We start from the raw sequence: 21046 nt of genomic DNA, 5'->3' as shown, positions 1-21046 counted from the left end.
TCAATTAGTATCGATAAAGAATTTAAACTTTGTAACTTTGGGCTTTGTAAATGTTAAACCTCAAACAAAAATAAATGAGTCAAGAAATAAGAAATCTGGAACCAAAAGTACTTTGGAATAAGTTTGCCGATTTAAACGCTGTACCTCGTCCTTCTAAAAAAGAAGAGCGTGTGATTGAGTTTATGAAAAACTTCGGAAACAGTCTTGGATTGGAAACTTTTGAAGATGATATTAGGAATGTAATCATTCGTAAGCCAGCTACTCCAGGAATGGAAAATCGCAAAGCAATCGTGCTTCAAGGCCATTTAGACATGGTGCATCAAAAAAATTCGGATACCGTTTTTGATTTTGAGACACAAGGAATCGATATGTATGTGGATGGAGATTGGGTTCGTGCTCGAGGAACAACTCTTGGTGCTGATAACGGTCTTGGAGTTGCTACAATCATGGCGATTTTAGAAAGTAAAGACATTCCGCATCCCGCTATAGAAGCCTTGTTTACTATTGACGAAGAAACCGGAATGACTGGTGCTTTGAATTTAAAAGGAGGCATTTTACAAGGTCAAATTCTTTTGAATTTAGATACTGAAGAAGATGATGAAATAGATATTGGTTGCGCTGGTGGAATTGATGTAACAGCTACAAGAAGTTACCATGAAGAGGAAGTTCCAGAAGGTTCTGTGGGGCATATTATCACCGTAAAAGGATTGAAAGGCGGTCACTCAGGAATGGATATTCATAAAGGATTGGGTAATGCCAATAAAATTATGAATCGTTTGTTGTTTGATGCTTTTGAAAACTTTGGTTTGCAAGTTGCTGAAATTAATGGAGGGAGTTTGCGTAACGCCATTCCTAGAGAAAGTGTGGCCAAAGTGATTATTTCCGAAATGTTTGATGAAGCCTATATTTTTGATATGCAGGAAATCATCAACGACATCAAAACAGAATATAAAACGACTGAACCCAACTTAACTATCGAAATCGTAAAATGCGATACTCCGAAAAAAGTTATGGATTTAGGTGTTCAGGAAGGAATCATCAGAGCGATTTATGCCGCACACAATGGGGTGTATCGCATGAGTGCCGACATGGAAGATTTGGTGGAAACATCGAATAATGTTGCCAGAGTAATCGTCAAAGATGGTGAAATTTCAATCGGTTGTTTGACGCGCTCTTCTGTAGAAACATCTAAGTATGATTTAGCTAATGCTTTGCGTTCCGCTTTCGAATTGGTTGGTTGCGAGGTGGTGCTATCGGGTTCTTATCCCGGTTGGACTCCAAATGTAAAATCAGAAATTTTAGATGTTTTAGTTCCAATTTACGAAAAACAAAATGGCGAAAAACCAAAAGTAGTGGCTTGTCACGCAGGATTAGAATGTGGGATTCTGGGAACTAATTATCCGGATATGGATATGATTTCTTTTGGACCAACGATTCACGGTGCACATTCACCCGATGAAAGAGCGAGTATTTCCTCTTCTCAGAAATTCTGGAAATTTGTATTGGAGATTTTAGCTAATATTCCGGTGAAATAGTATTCAGTGTTCAGTATTTAAAAAAAAAAAAAATAGTGTTCAGTATCAAACGAAACTGAACACTATAATCTTAATACTGAACACTAAATTTTAGTCTCTTTTAGGACTATTTTTCTTATCTCTTTTTTCTTCTTTCTTTTCTTTAGCCGTTTTTAGTGGCTCTTTCTTTTGTGTTTTCTTAGCGTCTTGACTTTTTGCCATGATATAGGTGTTTAGATTGTGTTTTTATTTTATGGTTTGAGTAAATGTATATAATATTTTGATTTGTTTTAAATATTATTTTAAAAAATCCCCATCTATAATTAATAATTCAACTCCATTAGCAGTTATAGAGCGATGGGAACTTACATCATCTGAAACCACATAGGTCATTCCTTTAGAAAGTTGGACTTGCTCTCCAGATTGTAATTCACTAATAAAATTTCCTTCAAGACAATGGACAATATGTCCTTTTTGACACCAGTGATCTGCCAGATAATCTTTGGAATACGTTACTTTGCGAATTCTAAGTCCGCCTAATTGTATCGTTTGCCAATGCGCTATTCCTGTTGTCCCGATATGTTCGGTTTTTTCTATTGAATCCCAATTAATAGTTTGGAAAGGTATATTAGACATAGATTTTACTTTTATAGTATTGAATCTCAAATTTAAGTGCTTTAAAATAATAATCCCCAACTACTTTCGTAATTAAGGATTTAATTATTTTTTATTTCAAAAAATTAACTGTTTGAGTAATGGGATACTACGTTTATTTTTTCTTCAGGACTTTATATTCTTCATAACAGCCACTAATAGCATCCATGATTTGTAAATCATTAGCTGTTTTTATAAACGATTCGGAGTAGTTACAACGTTGCAGAATTTCGGCAATTTCATTTTTGTCAACACCTAAAAGAACAGCTATAGTTTCTCTGTCAAATTTAGATTCCAAAAGATTTCGTACCGTATCATCTTTCTTCATTTCTTTCAGTTTCTTGAGCTCTTTTGGATTGTTGCCAAAGAAATTATAGAGCATATCCGCTGGATTAAATATCGAACCCAGCACTCTTCCAAAAGCATTTGGAGAATATTCCCCCGCTTCATATCCTTGCGTTAAGCCGGAAATACTATAACGATAGTTTTCTTTTACAGGGATAATTTTGGTATCGACTTCAAGATATCCGGTTAAATTAAAAGGTCTTATTACCACTTCTTCAAGAGCAATGGCTTTTTCAGTAAGTTGTATTTTAGTGCTTTTATTTTTTATCCAGTCATTGGTCACTCGAACGCGAAGTGATTGAAATCCTAAACTAGTAATGTGAAGCGTGTCGTTCAGTTGTACATCTATTTCAAAATATCCTCCTGAATCAGTAGTTGCACCTCTCACTTTATTGATATTAATGATGTTTACACTAGATAAGACTTGTCTAGTAGTATTGCTGATGATGATACCATTAACTTTTTGGGAGGGTTCTTTAACTTGCGCAAAAGAAGTTGCGGATAGTACTAAAAAAAAGAAAACTACAAAATATTTCATAAACTGATTTAAGACTTTAAAAGTAATAAAACAGGATTAAATATTTTGTAGTTCCAGTATATAATTATAAGAAAATTAACAATGAATGTTAATCTTTTCTTGGTCTTCTTGGTCTTGGTGTATCACCAAAGCTTTCAGAACGTCTAGGTGCTCTATCAGATGAACCTTCAGTTCTAGGTCTGTCAGATGAAAAACCACCTTCTCTTCTTGGAGCTGCGCTTCTAGAATCGCTTCTTCCGCCAAATCCACCTTCTCTTGGAGCTGAACTTCTATCGCTTCTGAATCCACCGCCTGAACCTTCTCTTCTTGGAGCAAAGCTGCCTTCTCTTCTTGGAGCTGAACTTCTTTCGCCACCTGAGCGACCTCCGCCAAAACTTCCACCAGAACTTCTTCCATTATGGTCACGTCTTCCGCCACCATCATTTTTAGAAATTTCAACATTGATTCTACGTCCTTCTAATTGTACGTTGTTCAATACTTCCATTACTTTATCAGTATGTTCCGGATCAGTGTTAAAGAAAGAGAAACCTTCTTTTACATCTACTTTGAAAACGTCATCACGACCTAAGTCTAATGTTTCTTTCAAGTAATCTTTCAATGACATCCAATCAAAATTATCTCTAGAACCTATGTTCACAAAATATCTTGTTGCACCACCATTGTTATTTTCTCTTGGAGCACCATCTCTATCATCACGATCACGTCTTTCAGAACCTGAAGCTTGATTAGAAATATCTCTAGTTTTCTTGTAATAATTGATAAAACGATTAAATTCAACCGATACCATTTTCTTGATTAATTCCTCTTTCGATAAATCTTCAAGTACGCTGTTTATTGCAGGAAGATAGTTGTCAATTTCGTGATCAACTTCTACATCTTTAATTTTATTAGCTAAGTGTAACAATTGGATTTCGCAGATTTCAATTCCAGAAGGGATTGTTTTTTCTTCAAATTTTTGTTTGATGATTCTTTCGATTGAAGAAATCTTACGCAATTCACTTTTAGTAACGATTACAATTGAAGTTCCTAATTTTCCAGCACGACCAGTACGACCTGAACGGTGGTTATACGTTTCAATTTCGTCAGGTAATTGATAATTCACTACGTGAGTAATGCTATCAACGTCAATTCCACGAGCAGCAACATCAGTAGCTACAAGCATTTGGATTTGTCTTCCTCTAAAAGATTTCATTACACCATCACGTTGCGCTTGAGATAAATCTCCGTGCAATGCAGCAGCGCTGTATCCGTCTTCAACTAATTTTTCAGCAACAGCTTGCGTATCTCTTTTGGTACGACAAAAAACTACTGAGAAAATGTCTGGATTAGCATCCGCTAAACGTTTCAGAGCTTCGTAACGGTCACGTGCATTTACAAGGTAAAATTCGTGAGAAACTGTAGCAGAACCTGAGTTTTTAGCTCCAACTGTAATTTCAATTGGATCAGTCATGAATTGTTTTCCAATACGTGCTACTTCAGCAGGCATTGTTGCAGAGAATAACCATGTGTTTTTTTCGTCTGGCGTAGTAGAAAGGATGTTTACGATATCTTCGTAGAAACCCATGTTCAACATTTCGTCAGCTTCGTCAAGAATACAATAGTTAATTTGAGAAATGTTTACCAAACCTCTATTAATCATGTCTTGCATTCTTCCTGGAGTTGCCACAATAATTTGTGCGCCTCTCTTTATGTCTCTCGCTTGTTCTGTAATGCTAGCTCCACCGTAAACTGCTACCACATTAATACCTTTTTCGTATTTAGAGTAGTTTTTAATTTCGTTGGTAATCTGCAAACAAAGTTCGCGTGTTGGAGATAAAATTAATGCTTGTGTGTTTCTGTTGTTGGCATCAATTTTCTGAATAACTGGAAAACCAAAAGCTGCCGTTTTCCCTGTCCCTGTCTGAGCCAACGCAACCATATCTGTGTCTTTTTCCAATAATAGGGGAATCGCTTTCTCCTGTACTTCGGTCGGATTTTCAAATCCTAGATCTAAAATCGCCTTCAGTAACGATTCACTCAATCCTAATTGTTCAAATTTATTCATATGTATTTTTAAAATAGGGTGCAAAATTACTGTTAATAATTCATATAAACTAATGCTATTCCAAGATTTAATGATTTATTATAATTTGATAATCAGAAAGTTATGTTTTTTATTTGCGAATTATGGATTTTGATTTAGGATTTCAGTGTGAGATTACGACTTTAAATATGTTTTTTTGTTATAAAAATGTTGTATTTCAGAGCATTTATTTATTCAATTTCAAAAAATCAATTAGTTGTTGTGTGGCTTTTCCTCTGTGGCTGATTTTATTTTTTATGTCCAATGATAATTGGGCAAAAGTTTCTTGGTATTCTTCAGGTTTGAAAATAGGGTCGTAGCCAAATCCTTGATTTCCTGATTTTTCTAAAGTAATTTCGCCTCGGGCAATTCCTGTAAAAAGATCCTGTTTCCCATTTAAATTCAATGCAATCACTGTTTTGAATTGTGCTTTTCTATTGCTTTTATTGGATAAGCATTCTAATAATTTATTCATATTGTCATCAGAATTGCGTTGCTCTCCTGCATACCTTGCGGAGTAAACACCAGGTTCGCCATTCAGGGAATCCACTTCCAGTCCAGTATCATCAGCAAAGCAGTTGTAACCGTATTTTTTGGTAACATAATTGGCTTTTAGAATTGCATTACCTTCAATTGTTTCAGCGGTTTCGGGAATATCTTCATAACAACCAATACTTTCTAAGCTTAGAATTTCAATCGTGTCTGGAAGTATGCTTTGTATCTCAAGTATTTTATTTTTGTTATTGGAAGCGAAAACAAGTTGCATATTATTGGTTTTAATTTTACACTCCAAAGATACATTTTTTTAGATATCTCGTCGGGATGATGGCAATAGTAGTCCGAACTGCCTGTTAATTATAGCGATCTCTATATTGTTTGGAATTCAAAGAATGCATTTAAATGTAATCAATTAAAAGTCAACATGTTAATTTAGGGTTAAAGTGCTGTTTTTTAAAGTTTCAACTAACATAAGTTGTATCTTTGAGTGTGGTTTTGATTAATCACTTGAGTAAAAACCATCTGCAAGGAGAAGAGTATTCAAATTGTCATTTCATACTGAACGGTATGTTTGATAAATGGTAAATCAAAATCTACATTCGGAGGCCCTTTAAAAGGCCTCCTTTTTTTATGGTTCAATTCTAATGATTTTATTTTTTGAAAGGGATTTCAGAAACTTTTCTATAAGATTTAGAGAGACGAATTTTATAAGGCTAAAATTAATATTTGACAGTATTTCAATATTATTAATTAACGCGTTAATAATTAGTTAAAGGTCTGATTTGCAGTTTGTTTTGTAAAAGTAAATTGTATCTTTGAGTGTGGTTTTGATTAATCACTTGAGTAAAACTATCTGCAAAGAAAAGCTAATTCAAATAGTCATTTCATACTGAAAGGTATGTTTGATAAATGGTAAATCAAAATCTACATTCGGAGGCCCTTTAAAAAGGCCTCCTTTTTTGTGGCTATATACAAGAGCAGTAATAATTTCCTGTTTGCTTTTTTTCTAAAGCAATTTTAATGCTGTAAATTGACACGTTAATTATTGGTTAAAGTGTTGGTTATTAGCTGTGTTTTTTGATTAAAAATAATATCTTTGATATGTGATTCTGATTGAATACCTGAGAATATTAATCTTATAATGAGATTAATAACTCACAATCGACTATACCAGTAACGGTAACAGTTATATCGGTAATTCAGAATCACATAGGAGGCCCTTTAAAAAGGCCTCCTTTTTTTATGGTTCAATTCCAAGGATTTTAATTTTAAAAGGAATTTTAATGATTTTTCCATAGCAATTAGAAGGACGAATTTTATAAGCATAAAATCACTATTTGAATGCAATTCCTATACTATGAATTAGTGCGTTAATGATTCGTTAAACATTTGATTTTTAGTTTCTTTAGTGAAAGTAAATTGTATCTTTGAGTGTGGTTTTGATTAATTACTTGAGTATGTCAGTCTTACAATAAGATATGATAATTCAATAGTCAGCTATACTAATATAATTGTATGAGTTGATAATGGTAAATCAGAACAGACAACTGGAGGGCTATAAACGCCCTCCTTTTTTGTTTTAATGTTTTCGGACACTTTTTAAATTATCTGGGAAATACAAATCAGATAAATGGGCAAATTCATCACCACGCATGAAAATGCTAATATCAGCATCGGCAAAACTTTTTTTACCTGCAGCAGCAAGAAGTTCGTTAGCTACGTGTAAAGTGTTTTTATGAAAATGATATACTCGCTCCGATTTGTCAGTCACAACCAATCCTCTCATCAGCATTTTATTTTGTGTAGCATCATCCCAGTAGGACATTGATTATTACAACGCACGCTTGAATACAACCTAATGAAAACATAAATTCACGTGCGCTGTTACACATATCAGCCCCAAGGGCTACCGCTCGAAGGACTCATCACAGTATGTTTAATAATGAAGCGAGATAGGGTTGTGTGCAGTCTCGTTCGCCAACTAAAACTCGCGGTAGTACTTCGTTAACAACTGTATGGAAAATAGAATGTTTAATGCCCTCGTAGCTTGATTGATTTAGATTTAATTGCGTTCAAAAAGCAGTTGTAGAATCAATTTTTTGGCTCTTTGATATACAAGAGAGTGTTGATTTCTTGAGAAAGGCTTTCCATCAGTGGAACGTTCTATAAAATATTGCTGAATTTCAGGAGCTATCATTTCAAATAGATATATAAAATAACCCAAAACCGGAAAATTTCTTAAAATAGCATGTTTGGTTTGAATACTATTTGCAAAACCAATTAATAATTAGGACAAATATAAATCCCATCAAAAACAGACCAGTTTTAAAATACAAATAAACAATTAGAGTGATTATAAATGCGGTAATTCCTAAAAAGAAAAATTTTTGTCTTATGATAAAAGTTATTTCAATGACTAAATTAGTAAGAATATTAAATATTTTCTTCTTTTGATGTTATTATTTGTAATGAATTGTTTTATTTCACAAAACGAAAGATTGAGAATAAAAAAAATGATATACGTAAAAACTAAAAGGTTATTTTTTTACGTATATCGTTTAGGTAGGTCATAATTTATTAGATAATGGGTCAAAAAATGCATAAACAATTTTACATTGCTTTAAGATTAGTACTATTTATGTTGTTTTTTTCAAACACATATTCACAATATGTTTTTAGAAGTGATATGCTTACTAAAGATATTTCCCTTCATAAGTATACTACAATTACGGATGTAGGTCAAAGAAATTTAGATATTAAATATGTAATTAATAATTATAACACATTAAATCCTAAAAAGCTTGAAACCGAAAATGATGACTTAGGTTTTACTCAAAGTAATTTTTGGGCAAAAACAGAACTTAAAAACCCGACAGATTTAGTATTGAACTATTATTTAGAAACGGCGCGTCCCATAACTGATTTAGTCGAGTTGTTTATTGTGGATGGAGTTTCAGGAGAAATAACTAAAAAAGTCAGTGGAGATAATATGGATTATTCTAAACGTAGCTTTGATAACCGTAAAACCATTTTTAAAATTGAAATTACTCCAAGATCTAGCTTGAAATTATTTTTACATCTCAAAAGTGATGGAGAAGTTATAAAAATGCCAGTAATGCTTCATTCATCAGAAAACTTTATTAAGACTATTTCTAATGAGCAATTGGTGTTTGGTATTTTCTATGGTATTCTGACAACTGTCTCTATTATTTACTTCTTTTTCTTTTTTGCTTTACGCACAAAAACATTTCTATACTATAGTTTATATGTTGTTTTTATTGGTTTAATGCAATTTTCTTTAGATGGTTATTTTTATGAGTTGATTACACCTGGAGGCGGTTGGTTTTCAAATCATGCTGTATTGTTTTTTGCGATGATGGCTGGCTTTTTATTGGGAAAATACAGTGAAGTTTTTTTGAATATAAAAAAACACAATAAAACGATTTACTTTCTTTTTAACGTAGTTTATTTTTTAGCTTTTGTTTTGATATTGTGTATTCTTTTTATCCCTTCAGCCTTGGCGATATCTTATCCATTAGCCAATGTACTTGGTTTACTGATTCTGATCTTGATTATTAGTTCTGTTTTTTATCTATATTATAAAAAATTGGCCGTTGATTCCTTTTTTACTGCAGGTATCCTCTTTTTGATTCTAGGTTTTGGTATTTTTATTCTTAATAATTTTGGTCAGGTTCCTAATTCTTTTTTAACACAAAACAGTTCGAAATTAGGTACTGGTTTAGAAATTATATTCCTTTCGCTTTCTATGGCAAATTTGATCAGGAATCTTAAAAACGAAAAAAATGAACTGAATCGACTTGCTTTAGTTCGATCTGAGGAAATGAATGATTTGAAATCTTATTTTTTATCGAATATCAGCCATGAATTAAGAACGCCTTTGAATGCAATTATGAATATGATTGATTCTATATCTGTTGAGGTTACGGATGATAAAATTAGAAAAAATTGTCAAATTATAAAGTACTCTTCACATAGTTTATTGAGTTCTGTTAATGATATTTTAGATTTCTCTAAAATTGAGAAAAAAGAATTAAAACTCGAGTCTGTGCAGTTTAACCCCGATGAAATTCTAGAGAATTTAAAAAACAATGCCGTCAATAGAGCTAAAGACCAAGGACTAGAATTTCAATTTTTAAAATCAGATGCGATTCCTAATCTTGTGATTGGTGATGTGACCAGGTTGGTTCAAGTTGTGAATAATGTATTAAATAATGCCATTAAATTTACATCTAAAGGTTTTGTGAAATTTGATGTAGACTGTAAGATTAAGGAAAATAATCGAGCAAGTTTGAAATTGACAGTTTCAGACTCTGGCGTAGGAATTCCTCAAGAAAAAATAAATAGTATTTTTGATTCCTTTTCTCAAAATAGCATTGATAATAAGAGAAAGTTTGGAGGACTTGGATTAGGTCTTTATATCGTAAAGACTTTAGTGGATATGCAAAACGGTAGCATTGAATTGGACAGTAAAGTCAATGAAGGCACTACCTGTATAATTACTCTTGATTTTGATATAGTACCGCAACAAGAAAAGGCAGAAGTTTTGGACAAGCCCACAGTTTACGATTTAGAAGGCAAATCAGTTTTAGTAGTTGAAGATAATCCCATTAATCAAATGGTTGTTAAAATGATCACTAAAAAATGGCTGAACACAACCGTAGTTTATGCAAATAACGGTCAGGAATGCTTGGATGCTTTTAAAACTAACCATTTTGATATTGTACTAATGGATCTTCAAATGCCGGTGATGGATGGATATGAAGCAACAATAGCTATCAGAAATGGGGAAGCAGGAGCAGCTAATGCTTCTGTCCCCATTATTGCAGTAACCGCTGACGTGATGGAAAGTACTAAATTACGTGTGGCAGAAATTGGGATGAATCATTATTTATCTAAACCGATTAAAAATGATACTTTATATCGTGCGATAAAAAAATTAGTTTAACTAAAACGTAATCTAACATAAACGTGTTTGATGCCTTTTTTATCAGAATCTCTTTCGTCAATTTCAAGTATATCGGTTAGGGATTTTAACATTGGAGTTAATTTGGCAAAACCATAGTTTCTTGGGTCGAATTCAGGTTTTCTCTTTACAATTAGGTTTCCTACATCGCCAAGAAATGCCCAGCCATCATCATCACAAATATCTTCTATTGTAGTTTCGATAAGTTCTATGGTATGTAAATCTATTTTGCTTAGTGATTTTTCAACAGGTTTTTCAACGGGTTTTCCAATTGGTTTTTTAGTATCTGAGGAACGTTTCGGTTGTTTTTTCTTTATGGCTCCGTCTAATACTTCGATATAGATAAAACGATCGCAGGCAACTATAAAAGAGTTGGGCGTTTTTTTCTCTCCAATTCCAATGACTTTCATTCCTGATTCTCTCAGTCTGATGGCCAAACGTGTAAAATCGCTGTCACTTGATACGATGCAAAATCCATCCACTTTGTCTGAATATAATAAATCCATGGCATCGATTATCATAGCAGAATCTGAAGAGTTTTTGCCTACGGTATAACTGTATTGTTGAATAGGAGTAATAGCGTGTTCCAGTAAAACTGATTTCCAGCCGTTAGCATTGGGTTTAGTCCAATCAGCATAAATACGTTTGGTGGTTGGTGTTCCAAACTTAGCGATTTCTTCCATCATTCCTTTTACATTGCTGTAAGGAACGTTGTCAGCATCAATGAGAACGGCCAGTTTTAATTCTTTTGTATCTTGAGACATATAGTATTGTTTTAATTGGCATTAGTCTATACAATGCTTTTCAAATATACAAATTTTTGCCTAAATTGTTCCTAAGTCAGTTTATCGTACCTTTATTTAGACTCACTGTTGTTGACGCTAAATCAAATTAGTTTGTACAGTTTTATTTTGCAGGCTAGACTGTCTTTTTTAATCCTGTTTAATAAAATACAAAGGTTGGTCGTAATTGGCTATCGTTACTAATGCATTATAAATGTACTTGGAAACTAAAACAGCACCTTCTTGGTTGATTAAATGTGCATCATCTTCCGGGGTATGGTATTGAGGATGTCCTCCGGTGTGAAACCCAAGAACTGAAATGTTTTTTTTGTAAAAAGAAACATGATCAGATCCTCCTACGTCGCCAGCAATGACAATAGGATTGAGCCCGCTGCCTTCACCTAATTTTTTCATTAATGTTACTCCGTCAGGAAAGGTTCCAGCACCTCCCATGGATAAATGTTTTTCTTTGTTCAATCGGCCTACCATATCCATGTTAATCATCAATTTGATAGCATTATTGGCAACCGGTGGATGGTTAACAAAATATTTTGAACCCAGTAATCCTCCTTCTTCTCCGCTGAATCCTATAAAAATGATACTTCTGAGAGGGCGGTTATTCGTTTTTGATACTTCTTTTAAAATAGACAGCAAAGCCGAAACTCCCGAAGCATTGTCGTCAGCGCCATTGTGAACAGCGATAGTGTCTTTCTTTTTGCTTCCCGTTCCTTTTCCTCCCCATCCCAAATGGTCATAATGCGCACCAATTACAATGAATTCATTTTTTAAAGTTTCATCTGAACCTTCTATATATCCGACCACATTTTGAGTGGTTACACTATCCGATTTTGCATGGTTTGTTTCCGGTTTTACAAATAATTTAAAAGATTGCATATAACTGTCGCCAAATTTTCGCAGTCCATATTTTTTAAAATACTTTGCTATATAAGCCGCTGCATCATTGTTGCCTTTTGTTCCCGGAAATCGACCTTGTAATTCATCGGAAGCTAAATATTTTTCATGCTTATAAAAAGTACGGGTATTAATGGTATGTTGAGCAATTAAATTTTTGCTGAGCAATAGTGTGAAAACAAGGGCAAGAACGAATTTGTAATTGTAATGAAATGGCATAATATTTAAAATTTAAAAAATATATTGTTATATTGATATTAAAAATGCGCACCAAATATACAAAGTTTATAATTTGGAATCTATTTTAGCTCTGATCGAAATGACATCCTTTTGTACCGTCATTGCGAGGGACGAAGCAATCTTTCTTGACGGCACAAAAGATACAGTGGAGAGCAGGACATCGAAGATTCAGCGTAGCTAAATAGCTCCTGAAAAATAAATTTACTTTCAATACCATTATAAAATTTAAATAATTATTTTTGCAACTTCTTAAAATTAAAATTATTACTTCAATATATTATGGTAAAAGATTTATTCGAAAGAATTCAAAACAATAAAGGACCGTTAGGTAAATGGGCTTCACAAGCAGAAGGATATTTTGTATTTCCAAAATTAGAAGGAGATTTAGGTCCAAGAATGAAATTTCAAGGAAAAGAGGTTTTGAATTGGAGTTTGAATGACTATTTAGGTCTTGCCAATCATCCGGAAGTGCGTAAAGCAGATGCGGATGCAGCGTTAGAATTTGGTGCAGCTGCTCCAATGGGTGCTCGTATGATGAGTGGTCATACTAAATATCACGAACAATTAGAGAATGAATTAGCTGCTTTTGTAATGAAAGAATCGGCTTATTTATTGAATTTTGGTTACCAAGGAATGGTTTCTATAATTGATGCTTTGGTGACTAGAAATGATGTGATTGTATATGATGTTGATGGGCACGCTTGTATTATTGACGGAGTTCGTTTGCATAGTGGAAAACGTTTTACTTACAAACACAACGATATCGAAAGTATGGAGAAAAACCTGCAACGTGCTACCAAAATAGCTACGGTAACAGGTGGAGGAATTCTTTTTATTACTGAGGGTGTTTTTGGAATGCGTGGACAACAAGGAAAGTTGAAAGAGATTGTAGAAATGAAAAAGAAATACAATTTCCGTCTTTTGGTTGATGATGCTCACGGTTTTGGTACTCTTGGTAAAACAGGCGCTGGAGCAGGTGAGGAGCAAGGTTGCCAAGATGGAATTGATGTTTATTTTTCTACTTTTGCAAAATCGATGGCTAATATTGGTGCTTTTGTAGCGGCTGATAAAGACATTATCGATTACCTGAAATACAACTTACGTTCGCAAATGTTTGCTAAAGCATTACCGATGATTCAAACAGTTGGTTCGTTGAAACGTTTGCAATTGTTGCGTGATAACCCAGGATTGAAAGACAAGCTTTGGGAGAATGTAAATGCTTTGCAAAATGGTTTGAGAAGCAAAGGATTTAATATTGGTGATACCAATACTTGCGTTACACCAGTTTATTTGGAAGGAAGTGTACCGGAAGCGATGGTAATGGTAAATGACTTAAGAGAGAATTATGGTATTTTCTTGTCAATAGTAATTTATCCAGTTATTCCAAAAGGAATGATTTTATTACGTGTTATTCCTACTGCTCCTCACACTTTGTCTGATATTGATGAAACACTTACCGCTTTTGAAGCCATTCGTGAGAAATTAGTAAACGGAACTTACAAAGAAATTGCAGCCAAAACTACAGTAGATTTAGATGCTTAGTTTCTAAAATTATTGTAATTTTAAGTTTTTAAAAATCCATCAGCTTTTGTTGATGGATTTTTTTTTAAATAAATTTAGCCAATAATGAGTATATTTATGTAACTTAAAATTTAAAGTTTATGAAAAAAGTAATTTTATTGAGTGTCGTTTTTATGAGTGTTTTTGTCTCTTGTAAAAAAGAAAAAGAAATGGAAGAAGCACCAGTTACATCAGAAGAAATAGTTGTAGAAGAACCTGTTTCAGAAGAATGCTATAGTGCGATTATTAAAAAAGATACTGTTTCCTTGTCTTTGAATATAAAAGGAAATCAAATAGCTTCAGGAAAATTGAGTTACAATTTTTTTGAGAAAGATAAAAATGAAGGGACTTTAGTTGGGGAAATAAAAGGAGATACGCTTTTTGCAGAATATACTTTTATGTCCGAAGGAGTTTCGTCAATTCGTCAAGTTGCTTTCTTGAAAAAAGGAAATACGTATGTTGAAGGTTATGGAGATATTGTAGATGATAACAATGGAAAAGTTACTTTTAAAGATACAAAACAGCTAAAATTTGAAGGAAATATCGTTTTGTTAAAAGTAGATTGCAAAATGTAATTTTCGCGATAACACACGGTTGTTTAAAACAAAAAATCCATCAGTTTAGTTTTGATGGATTTTTTGTTTTAAATAGTACAATCTAAATTGCTACAAATTCTTTAGAAAAGTACATCTTCGTTTGTGAACAACAGGATTGAAATGTTTCCATAAGTTATGAATGGCAAGGTTGTCCGCTAATTCAGGAGTTCTGAAACAGTTGATAACTCCTTTTTCTTTGAAAGTATGGTAATATTCGTTGAAAATTATCGCTGTAACCGCTTTGTTTTGGTAATCAGGATGAACGCCTATCAAATAGAAAATCATATCCTTACTTTGGTTTTTTGCTTTTAGCAAATGAAGGAATCCAAATGGGAATAATTTTCCTTTTGATTTTTGCAACGCTTCCGAAAAGGAAGGCATTACAATACTAAAAGCAACAATATTATGGTCTTTATCTTCCACAAATTTGATGAATTCAGGATTGATAAAACTGATGTATTTTTTCTTGAAATATTCTTTTTGAACGTCTGAAATAGCTACAAAAGACGATAAAGAAGCATAGGATTCGTTGAACAAATCAAACATTTTATCTACGTGTGGCATCACTTCTTTGGTAGTTTTGAAATTAAGCGGACTTAACTGGTATCTTCTTTTTACCAAATCATTTGCCTTTTCAAAAAATTCTGGTTTTACATTTTCGAAAGGAAATTTACTTTCTAAGTATTCTTTTTCTACGCGATATCCCAATTGCTCAAAATGACTGGCATAATACAGATGATTGTACCACGTAATCATAGTTCCGATTTCGTCAAAACCTTCCGTTAAGACGCCGACTTTATCTAAATTTGAAAATCCCATTGGACCTTCAACGTGTTCTAAATTGTTTTTTCGACCTAATTCATATACTTTTTCCAAAAGTGCTTTCGTCACTTCGATATCATCAATCACATCAAACCAACCAAAACGGACTTTCTTTTTTTGTTGATCATTTACCTCGCTCCAATTGATGATTGCCGCAATTCTACCTACAATTTCATTGTTTTTGTAGGCAATATAAAAATAGGCTTCGGCATTTTCAAAAGCTGGGTTTTTTGTTTTGTCAAAGGTTTCCAGTTCATCAGCAATGATTGGCGGAACCCAATATTTGTTGTTTTTGTATAAGGAAAAAGGGAATTTGATATAATCCGTTAATTCACTTTTTGTTGTAGCTTCTTTTATTGTAATCATTATGTTTTTTGAGATTCTATAAATTATCCTTTTTTTGTCTTTTTTGCTCTTCTCAATGCTTTTTTGTCAGAATCCTTATTGTCAATGTTTATTCTGACTTCTTGGTAATTGGCATCATAACGCCAAGAAAAACCAATACCGCCATAAAGTGCAGAAGGAGTATCTTTAAGACTTGTACTTATTGATGCATCAATTTGCATGTCTTTATTCAATAAATATGCTGCGCCACCACGAACAATGGCATCGCTGTAAAAATCGCTTTTAAATCCTTGATTTTCTACAAAACCAGACCATTTGTCATTAAATCCTCTTGTTAGAGTCAACACATACCCATAACTTGGATAATCAGTTGTTACATAATCGGCTATGATATTGGTTACAAAAACCCATTTTCCATCGCCTAAGTGGTTTTGAGTAATCAACATAATTTTTGGTGATATGCTAGATTCTGGAGAAAAAGAATAGGGATTGTCAGCCATAGTAAAATTAGCTCCTGCAAACACTGAAACAGCAGGAATTAATTGGCGCCAACTAAATGCTCGATTGGCTTTCCAACTGTATATATTTACCTTTTTTTCGTAATTTTTGAAAGGATCGTAAATCAAATATTTGGCTCCTAAAACAGTTTGTTTAAAATCTGCTCGATTTGTGCTGTTAAATAAGGTGGTGTATTTTTCATTTTGGTATTGTATATCGGCTATCAATTCCAGTTTTTCCATGAATAATCCCCAACGTAATGTGGCATCAATTCCAAAACCATTGGCGTCATAATTCAATAAACTATGATTTTGTTTTATTCCGTAAACACCTGTTTCTATTTGAATTACTGATTTTCCAACTGAATAAGCCGACATGGTTTCTCCTGGTCTGTTAGAATTTATTTGATCAGTATGTTGGCCATAATGAATACTAGGAATCATTGAAATAGCAGCGATAAGTAAGATTTTGATTTTGAACATATTATTTTTTTTGGGTTAAAAAGTAATAACGCTTTTCAAATGTACTATATTTTATTATTTATTTAAGAGAGATATTTTAATTTTGAACGGTTGATTTATTAATTTTGGAAAAAATTACACTTATATGCAAACAGCTTCTTTCATTGGTTTTATAAAAGCGCTTTTTTACATGATCGCTTTCTATTATATTTTTAGATTTTTAGCAAAATTATTTTTGCCATTATTGGTTAAAAAAGTAGTTGAAAAAGCAGGCGAAAATATGCAGAAGCAGCAACAGTATACACAAGATAATACTTGGAAAAAAACACAAAGTAAAGATGAAGTAATATACAATACGGCAAATGCTAAAAATCCACGCGAAACCAAAAAAGTGGGGGATTATGTTGATTACGAAGAAATAGATTAAATTTGTCGTTTTCAACACCGTTTTTACTCTAATCCAAACCATTTTACATTGAAAATAATTAATAAGTTCTATCCACACGCTTTAGCCATATTTGGTTTTGTTGTAATTTCTCTCCTATATTTTTATCCTGTCTTGCAAGGAAAACAAATTTTCCAATCTGATATCGTGCAGTATACAGGAATGGCCAAAGAACAAAATGACTTTAGAGTCACGGATGATGTTGAACCGTATTGGACTAATTCAGCATTTGGTGGAATGCCAACCTATCAATTAGGAGCCAAATATCCGCACGATTATATTGGAGCGATAGACGATGCACTGCGATTTTTACCACGCCCTGCGGATTATTTATTTTTATATTTTCTTGGGTTTTATGGCTTGATGCTGGTATTAAAAGTCGATCCTTTGAAAGCTTTTTTTGGTGCCTTAGCCTTTGGTTTATCTACCTATTTGATTATTATTCTTGGAGTTGGCCATAATGCAAAAGCACATGCTATTGCTTATATGCCGCTGGTTATTGCCGGATTTATTCTGGTATTTCAAAAAAAATATATTCTGGGAGGTTTGATTACACTCTTCGCGACAGCATTAGAAATCAATGCAAATCACTTCCAAATGACCTATTACTTATTGATTTTCCTATTGATACTTTCTGCTTATTTTATCTATCAGCAAGTAAAAGAGAAGGAATATAAATCACTGTTGTATTCGGTTGGGATATTAGCAGGGGCAGGAATTTTAGCGATTGGTGCCAATGCTACGAATCTATTAGCAACTTCTGAATATGCTGATTTTAGTATTCGTGGTAAAAGCGAACTTACGTTCAATCCAAACGGTTCAAAAAATGAGACTACTTCTTCAATGTCGAAAGACTATATCACGGAGTACAGTTATGGAGTAATGGAAAGCTTTAATCTTATTGCACCCCGACTTTTTGGTGGTTCTAATAATGAGGCAGTTGGCAAAGACAGTAATATGTACGAATTTATGATAGGTCAGGGAGTTCCAGAGGATCAGGCAACTGATTTTGTTTCGGGAATGCCAACGTATTGGGGAGATCAACCTATTGTGGCTGCTCCTGCATATATTGGAATTGTAGTATTCTTTTTGGCTATTTTGGCTTTGTTTATTGATAAAAGAAAGATTAAATATGTATTTCTCTCCGGTTCAATAGTTGCATTAGTTCTCTCATGGGGTAAAAATTTCCCTATTTTGACGGACTTTTTTATTGATTATGTTCCAATGTACGATAAATTCAGAGCGGTATCCTCCATCCAAGTTGTTTTGGAATTGTGTTTTCCAGTTTTGGCTATTATGGGATTACAGTCTTTCTTCAAATTAGACAAAAAACTGCAATGGAAAGCATTGTATGAAACGACAATATTAGGTTTAGGAATTATTTTGATTTTATTTTTAAGTAAAAGCATGTTCAGCTTTTCAGGAGGAAACGATGCTTATTTTCAAGAAAGTTACGGTCCTGAGTTTGTAAACGCCCTTAAGCTGGATCGAATGAGCTTATATAGTGCTGATTTATTGCGTTCAGGCTTTTTTATCGTGTTAACAGCCGGAGTTTTATGGTTGTTTATTAAAGATAGATTTGCTCATAATACGGCCATTATAATTGTAGGTTTATTGATGGTTTCCGATTTGTTTTTTGTGGATAAAAAATATGTTTCCGGAAAAGATTTTGTAAGCGGAAGTCAAGTTGAAGTGCCTTTTCAAGAGTCGCCTTCTGATACTGAGATTCTAAAAGACACGGCTAATTACCGTGTTTTTGAAGTAGGTGATATCATGGGTGCAAGAGCTTCATATTTCCATAAATCTATTGGTGGTTACAGCGCGGTAAGACCTAGAAGAATGCAGCAATTAATTGATTATCAGATTTCCAAAAATAATATTGAGGTTCTTAATATGCTTAATGTGAAGTATGTTATCCAAAAAGACAAAGAAGGAAAAGAATTTCCAGTATCAAATCCAGCTGTAAATGGGAATGCATGGTTTGTGAGCCAGGTAAAATTGGTGAATTCTGCTGATGAAGAGATGAAAGCGTTGGATAGTTTGGATTCTAAAAATGTGGCGGTTGTAAATAGTAAAGATTTTGAAATTAAAAATAAGGCTTTTGCCAAAGACAGTTCAGCGACTATAATTTTAGAAAATTACAAACCTAATTATTTGAAATATGTGTCTAATAATTCAAATGAAGGTTTAGCTGTTTTCTCCGAAATGTATTATGGAAAAGGTTGGAATGCCTATATTGATGGAAAAAGTGTGTCTCACATTAGAGTTGATTATGTTTTAAGAGCTTTAGATATTCCAACAGGAAAACACACCATTGAATTTAAATTTGAGCCTCAAGTTATAAAAACCGGAAGCACGATAACGTTGATAAGTTCAATAGGAATGTTGTTGCTTTTAGTTGGTGGGATTTATTTCGAAAGGAAAAAATTCGTGTAATTAGGTAGAGACGCACTGTAGAGACGCACTGCAGTGCGTCTCTACTAACATAAAAAAATTAAATTGAAACCAGAACCCAAGAAAATTTTAATAATTACCTATTATTGGCCACCGGCTGGAGGTCCAGGTGTACAGCGTTGGCTTAAGTTTGTTAAGTACTTGCCTGATTTCGGTATTCAGCCTATTGTTTATATTCCGGAAAATCCAACCTATCCTATTGTTGATGAAAATTTGGTTAAAGAAGTTTCAGATAAAGCGATTATTCTGAAACATAAAATTTTTGAACCGTATCAACTGGCTTCATTTCTTTCGAAAAACAAAACAAAAAAAATCAGTTCAGGAATTATTCCAAATAAGAAAAAGCAATCTTTTCTTGATAAAACCTTTCTTTGGATTCGCGGGAATCTTTTTATTCCGGATGCACGTGTTTTTTGGGTAAAACCATCGGTTGCTTATTTGGAGAAATACATTGTTGAAAATAATATTGATGCGATTGTTACTTCGGGACCGCCACACAGTCTGCATCTTATTGGATTAGAATTAAAACAAAAATTAAATTTGAAATGGTTTGCCGATTTTCGGGATCCGTGGACCACTATTGGCTATCATAAATCATTGCGATTGTCTAGTTTTGCTGCCAAAAAACACAAAACATTAGAGCATCAGGTTTTGAATACAGCCGATACAATTATAGTAACCAGTAAGACTACTAAAACGGAATTTCAAGCGATTACAAACAAACCAATTGCGGTAATAACCAATGGTTATGACACGGAAGAAGTTGAAAAACAAACCTTGGATACGAAATTCAGTTTGGCGCATATTGGTTCTTTTCTTTCCGAGAGAAATCCTCTGATTTTATGGGAGAGTTTGGTTGAATTGATTCATGAGATTCCAGATTTTAAATCGCATTTGGAAATAAAACTAATTGGAGCTGTGAGTCAGGAAGTTTTGGAAACGATTACTCAATTCGGGCTAAATTCCTATTTGAATAATTTGGGTTATGTTTCGCATGCAGAAGCGATTGCACACCAAAGAAAATCACAGGTTTTGTTGCTTATAGAAATTGATTCTGAGGATACTAAAAGCATTATCCCTGGGAAATTATTTGAATATATGGTTTCTAACAGGCCTATTATTGCAATTGGTCCCAACGGTTCTGATTTTGCCGAAATCATAACAGAAACCAATACAGGTGTATTTTTTGATTATTCGGAGAAAATGAAACTTAAAAGTGTAATTTTGAACTTTTATAATCAGTTTTTGGAGGGTAAATTACAAGTAAACGGCATAGGATTACAACGTTATTCAAGAAAAAATCTTACCAAAGAATTGGTTGAACTGATCAAATAAA

At 33.4% G+C, this 21046-nt stretch carries 16 protein-coding genes; 7 read left to right on the top strand and 9 right to left on the bottom strand.

What is annotated here, in order from left to right; genetic code table 11:
- Positions 1–74 precede the first annotated feature (74 nt).
- Positions 75–1535: an aminoacyl-histidine dipeptidase gene (locus tag E0I61_RS10865; protein ID WP_132071368.1), complete on the top strand. Its 1461-nt coding sequence runs from the start codon at positions 75–77 to the stop codon at positions 1533–1535.
- A 276-nt stretch (positions 1536–1811) separates the two neighbouring features.
- Here E0I61_RS10865 and E0I61_RS10855 read toward each other — a convergent pair whose 3' ends face one another.
- The 5 genes from E0I61_RS10855 to E0I61_RS16590 all read right to left on the bottom strand — a co-directional run bounded on the left by E0I61_RS10855 (position 1812) and on the right by E0I61_RS16590 (position 7436).
- Entirely contained in the window at positions 1812–2150 is a 339-nt protein-coding gene (locus E0I61_RS10855) for a DHCW motif cupin fold protein (protein WP_132071366.1), read from the bottom strand.
- Positions 2151–2283: 133 nt separating this feature from the next.
- Positions 2284–3051: a carboxypeptidase-like regulatory domain-containing protein gene (locus E0I61_RS10850; RefSeq protein WP_132071364.1), complete on the bottom strand. Its 768-nt coding sequence runs from the start codon at positions 3049–3051 to the stop codon at positions 2284–2286.
- 88 nt (positions 3052–3139) lie between these two features.
- On the bottom strand, positions 3140–5095 hold the full coding sequence (locus E0I61_RS10845; RefSeq protein ID WP_131994445.1) for a DEAD/DEAH box helicase: 1956 nt from the start codon (positions 5093–5095) through the stop codon (positions 3140–3142).
- Positions 5096–5300: 205 nt separating this feature from the next.
- Positions 5301–5879, bottom strand: coding sequence for a non-canonical purine NTP diphosphatase (locus tag E0I61_RS10840; protein ID WP_132071362.1), 579 nt, complete (start codon positions 5877–5879; stop codon positions 5301–5303).
- Between the two features lie 1311 nt (positions 5880–7190).
- The gene (locus tag E0I61_RS16590; RefSeq protein ID WP_394346063.1) at positions 7191–7436 is read right to left on the bottom strand and encodes a hypothetical protein; all 246 of its coding nucleotides are present in this window, start codon (positions 7434–7436) and stop codon (positions 7191–7193) included.
- Positions 7437–8207: 771 nt separating this feature from the next.
- On the opposite strand from E0I61_RS16590, the gene E0I61_RS10830 reads away from it, so the two are divergent.
- Positions 8208–10577 (top strand): hybrid sensor histidine kinase/response regulator, encoded by a 2370-nt coding sequence (locus E0I61_RS10830; protein WP_235832110.1) that lies wholly within the window; start codon positions 8208–8210, stop codon positions 10575–10577.
- Here E0I61_RS10830 and E0I61_RS10825 read toward each other — a convergent pair.
- Complete coding sequence (locus E0I61_RS10825; RefSeq protein ID WP_132071358.1) at positions 10574–11359, bottom strand: NYN domain-containing protein; 786 nt, start codon at positions 11357–11359, stop codon at positions 10574–10576. The genes E0I61_RS10830 and E0I61_RS10825 overlap by 4 nt on opposite strands.
- Before the next feature lie 168 nt (positions 11360–11527).
- Complete coding sequence (locus tag E0I61_RS10820) at positions 11528–12508, bottom strand: M20/M25/M40 family metallo-hydrolase (RefSeq protein ID WP_132071356.1); 981 nt, start codon at positions 12506–12508, stop codon at positions 11528–11530.
- A 300-nt stretch (positions 12509–12808) separates the two neighbouring features.
- On the opposite strand from E0I61_RS10820, the gene E0I61_RS10815 reads away from it, so the two are divergent.
- Together E0I61_RS10815 and E0I61_RS10810 are read left to right on the top strand one after the other, a co-directional pair.
- Positions 12809–14071: an aminotransferase class I/II-fold pyridoxal phosphate-dependent enzyme gene (locus tag E0I61_RS10815; protein ID WP_132071354.1), complete on the top strand. Its 1263-nt coding sequence runs from the start codon at positions 12809–12811 to the stop codon at positions 14069–14071.
- A 119-nt stretch (positions 14072–14190) separates the two neighbouring features.
- On the top strand, positions 14191–14664 hold the full coding sequence (locus tag E0I61_RS10810; protein ID WP_132071352.1) for a hypothetical protein: 474 nt from the start codon (positions 14191–14193) through the stop codon (positions 14662–14664).
- 90 nt (positions 14665–14754) lie between these two features.
- On the opposite strand, the gene E0I61_RS10805 is transcribed toward E0I61_RS10810, so the two are convergent.
- Both E0I61_RS10805 and E0I61_RS10800 read right to left on the bottom strand, forming a co-directional pair.
- A complete protein-coding gene (locus E0I61_RS10805) occupies positions 14755–15873 on the bottom strand; it encodes a GTP cyclohydrolase (RefSeq protein WP_132071350.1) in 1119 nt (372 codons plus the stop codon).
- Between the two features lie 23 nt (positions 15874–15896).
- A complete protein-coding gene (locus E0I61_RS10800; protein WP_132071348.1) occupies positions 15897–16832 on the bottom strand; it encodes a transporter in 936 nt (311 codons plus the stop codon).
- A 124-nt stretch (positions 16833–16956) separates the two neighbouring features.
- Here E0I61_RS10800 and E0I61_RS10795 point away from each other — a divergent pair, with 124 nt between their 5' ends.
- From E0I61_RS10795 to E0I61_RS10785, 3 genes are all read left to right on the top strand, one after another.
- On the top strand, positions 16957–17238 hold the full coding sequence (locus tag E0I61_RS10795; RefSeq protein WP_131994469.1) for a DUF4834 family protein: 282 nt from the start codon (positions 16957–16959) through the stop codon (positions 17236–17238).
- A gap of 48 nt (positions 17239–17286) precedes the next feature.
- The gene (locus E0I61_RS10790) at positions 17287–19692 is read left to right on the top strand and encodes a YfhO family protein (protein WP_131994472.1); all 2406 of its coding nucleotides are present in this window, start codon (positions 17287–17289) and stop codon (positions 19690–19692) included.
- A 63-nt stretch (positions 19693–19755) separates the two neighbouring features.
- The gene (locus E0I61_RS10785) at positions 19756–21045 is read left to right on the top strand and encodes a glycosyltransferase family 4 protein (RefSeq protein ID WP_132071346.1); all 1290 of its coding nucleotides are present in this window, start codon (positions 19756–19758) and stop codon (positions 21043–21045) included.
- The last annotated feature ends 1 nt before the right edge of the window (position 21046 follow it).

Source organism: Flavobacterium ranwuense (assembly GCF_004349315.1).
Classification (GTDB): Bacteria; Bacteroidota; Bacteroidia; order Flavobacteriales; family Flavobacteriaceae; genus Flavobacterium; species Flavobacterium ranwuense.
Note: the sequence above shows the minus strand (reverse complement) of the source record. Positions and strands in the feature narration are given on the sequence as shown.

Bases quoted from the DNA above. Each gene is read 5' to 3' on its own strand.
- E0I61_RS16590 (WP_394346063.1), bottom strand. From the start codon at position 7,436: ATGTCCTACTGGGATGATGCTACACAAAATAAAATGCTGATGAGAGGA.
- E0I61_RS10810 (WP_132071352.1), top strand. From the start codon at position 14,191: ATGAAAAAAGTAATTTTATTGAGTGTCGTTTTTATGAGTGTTTTTGTC.
- E0I61_RS10855 (WP_132071366.1), bottom strand. From the start codon at position 2,150: ATGTCTAATATACCTTTCCAAACTATTAATTGGGATTCAATAGAAAAA.
- E0I61_RS10850 (WP_132071364.1), bottom strand. From the start codon at position 3,051: ATGAAATATTTTGTAGTTTTCTTTTTTTTAGTACTATCCGCAACTTCT.
- E0I61_RS10805 (WP_132071350.1), bottom strand. From the start codon at position 15,873: ATGATTACAATAAAAGAAGCTACAACAAAAAGTGAATTAACGGATTAT.
- E0I61_RS10800 (WP_132071348.1), bottom strand. From the start codon at position 16,832: ATGTTCAAAATCAAAATCTTACTTATCGCTGCTATTTCAATGATTCCT.
- E0I61_RS10865 (WP_132071368.1), top strand. From the start codon at position 75: ATGAGTCAAGAAATAAGAAATCTGGAACCAAAAGTACTTTGGAATAAG.
- E0I61_RS10840 (WP_132071362.1), bottom strand. From the start codon at position 5,879: ATGCAACTTGTTTTCGCTTCCAATAACAAAAATAAAATACTTGAGATA.
- E0I61_RS10815 (WP_132071354.1), top strand. From the start codon at position 12,809: ATGGTAAAAGATTTATTCGAAAGAATTCAAAACAATAAAGGACCGTTA.
- E0I61_RS10795 (WP_131994469.1), top strand. From the start codon at position 16,957: ATGCAAACAGCTTCTTTCATTGGTTTTATAAAAGCGCTTTTTTACATG.
- E0I61_RS10825 (WP_132071358.1), bottom strand. From the start codon at position 11,359: ATGTCTCAAGATACAAAAGAATTAAAACTGGCCGTTCTCATTGATGCT.
- E0I61_RS10830 (WP_235832110.1), top strand. From the start codon at position 8,208: ATGCATAAACAATTTTACATTGCTTTAAGATTAGTACTATTTATGTTG.
- E0I61_RS10820 (WP_132071356.1), bottom strand. From the start codon at position 12,508: ATGCCATTTCATTACAATTACAAATTCGTTCTTGCCCTTGTTTTCACA.
- E0I61_RS10845 (WP_131994445.1), bottom strand. From the start codon at position 5,095: ATGAATAAATTTGAACAATTAGGATTGAGTGAATCGTTACTGAAGGCG.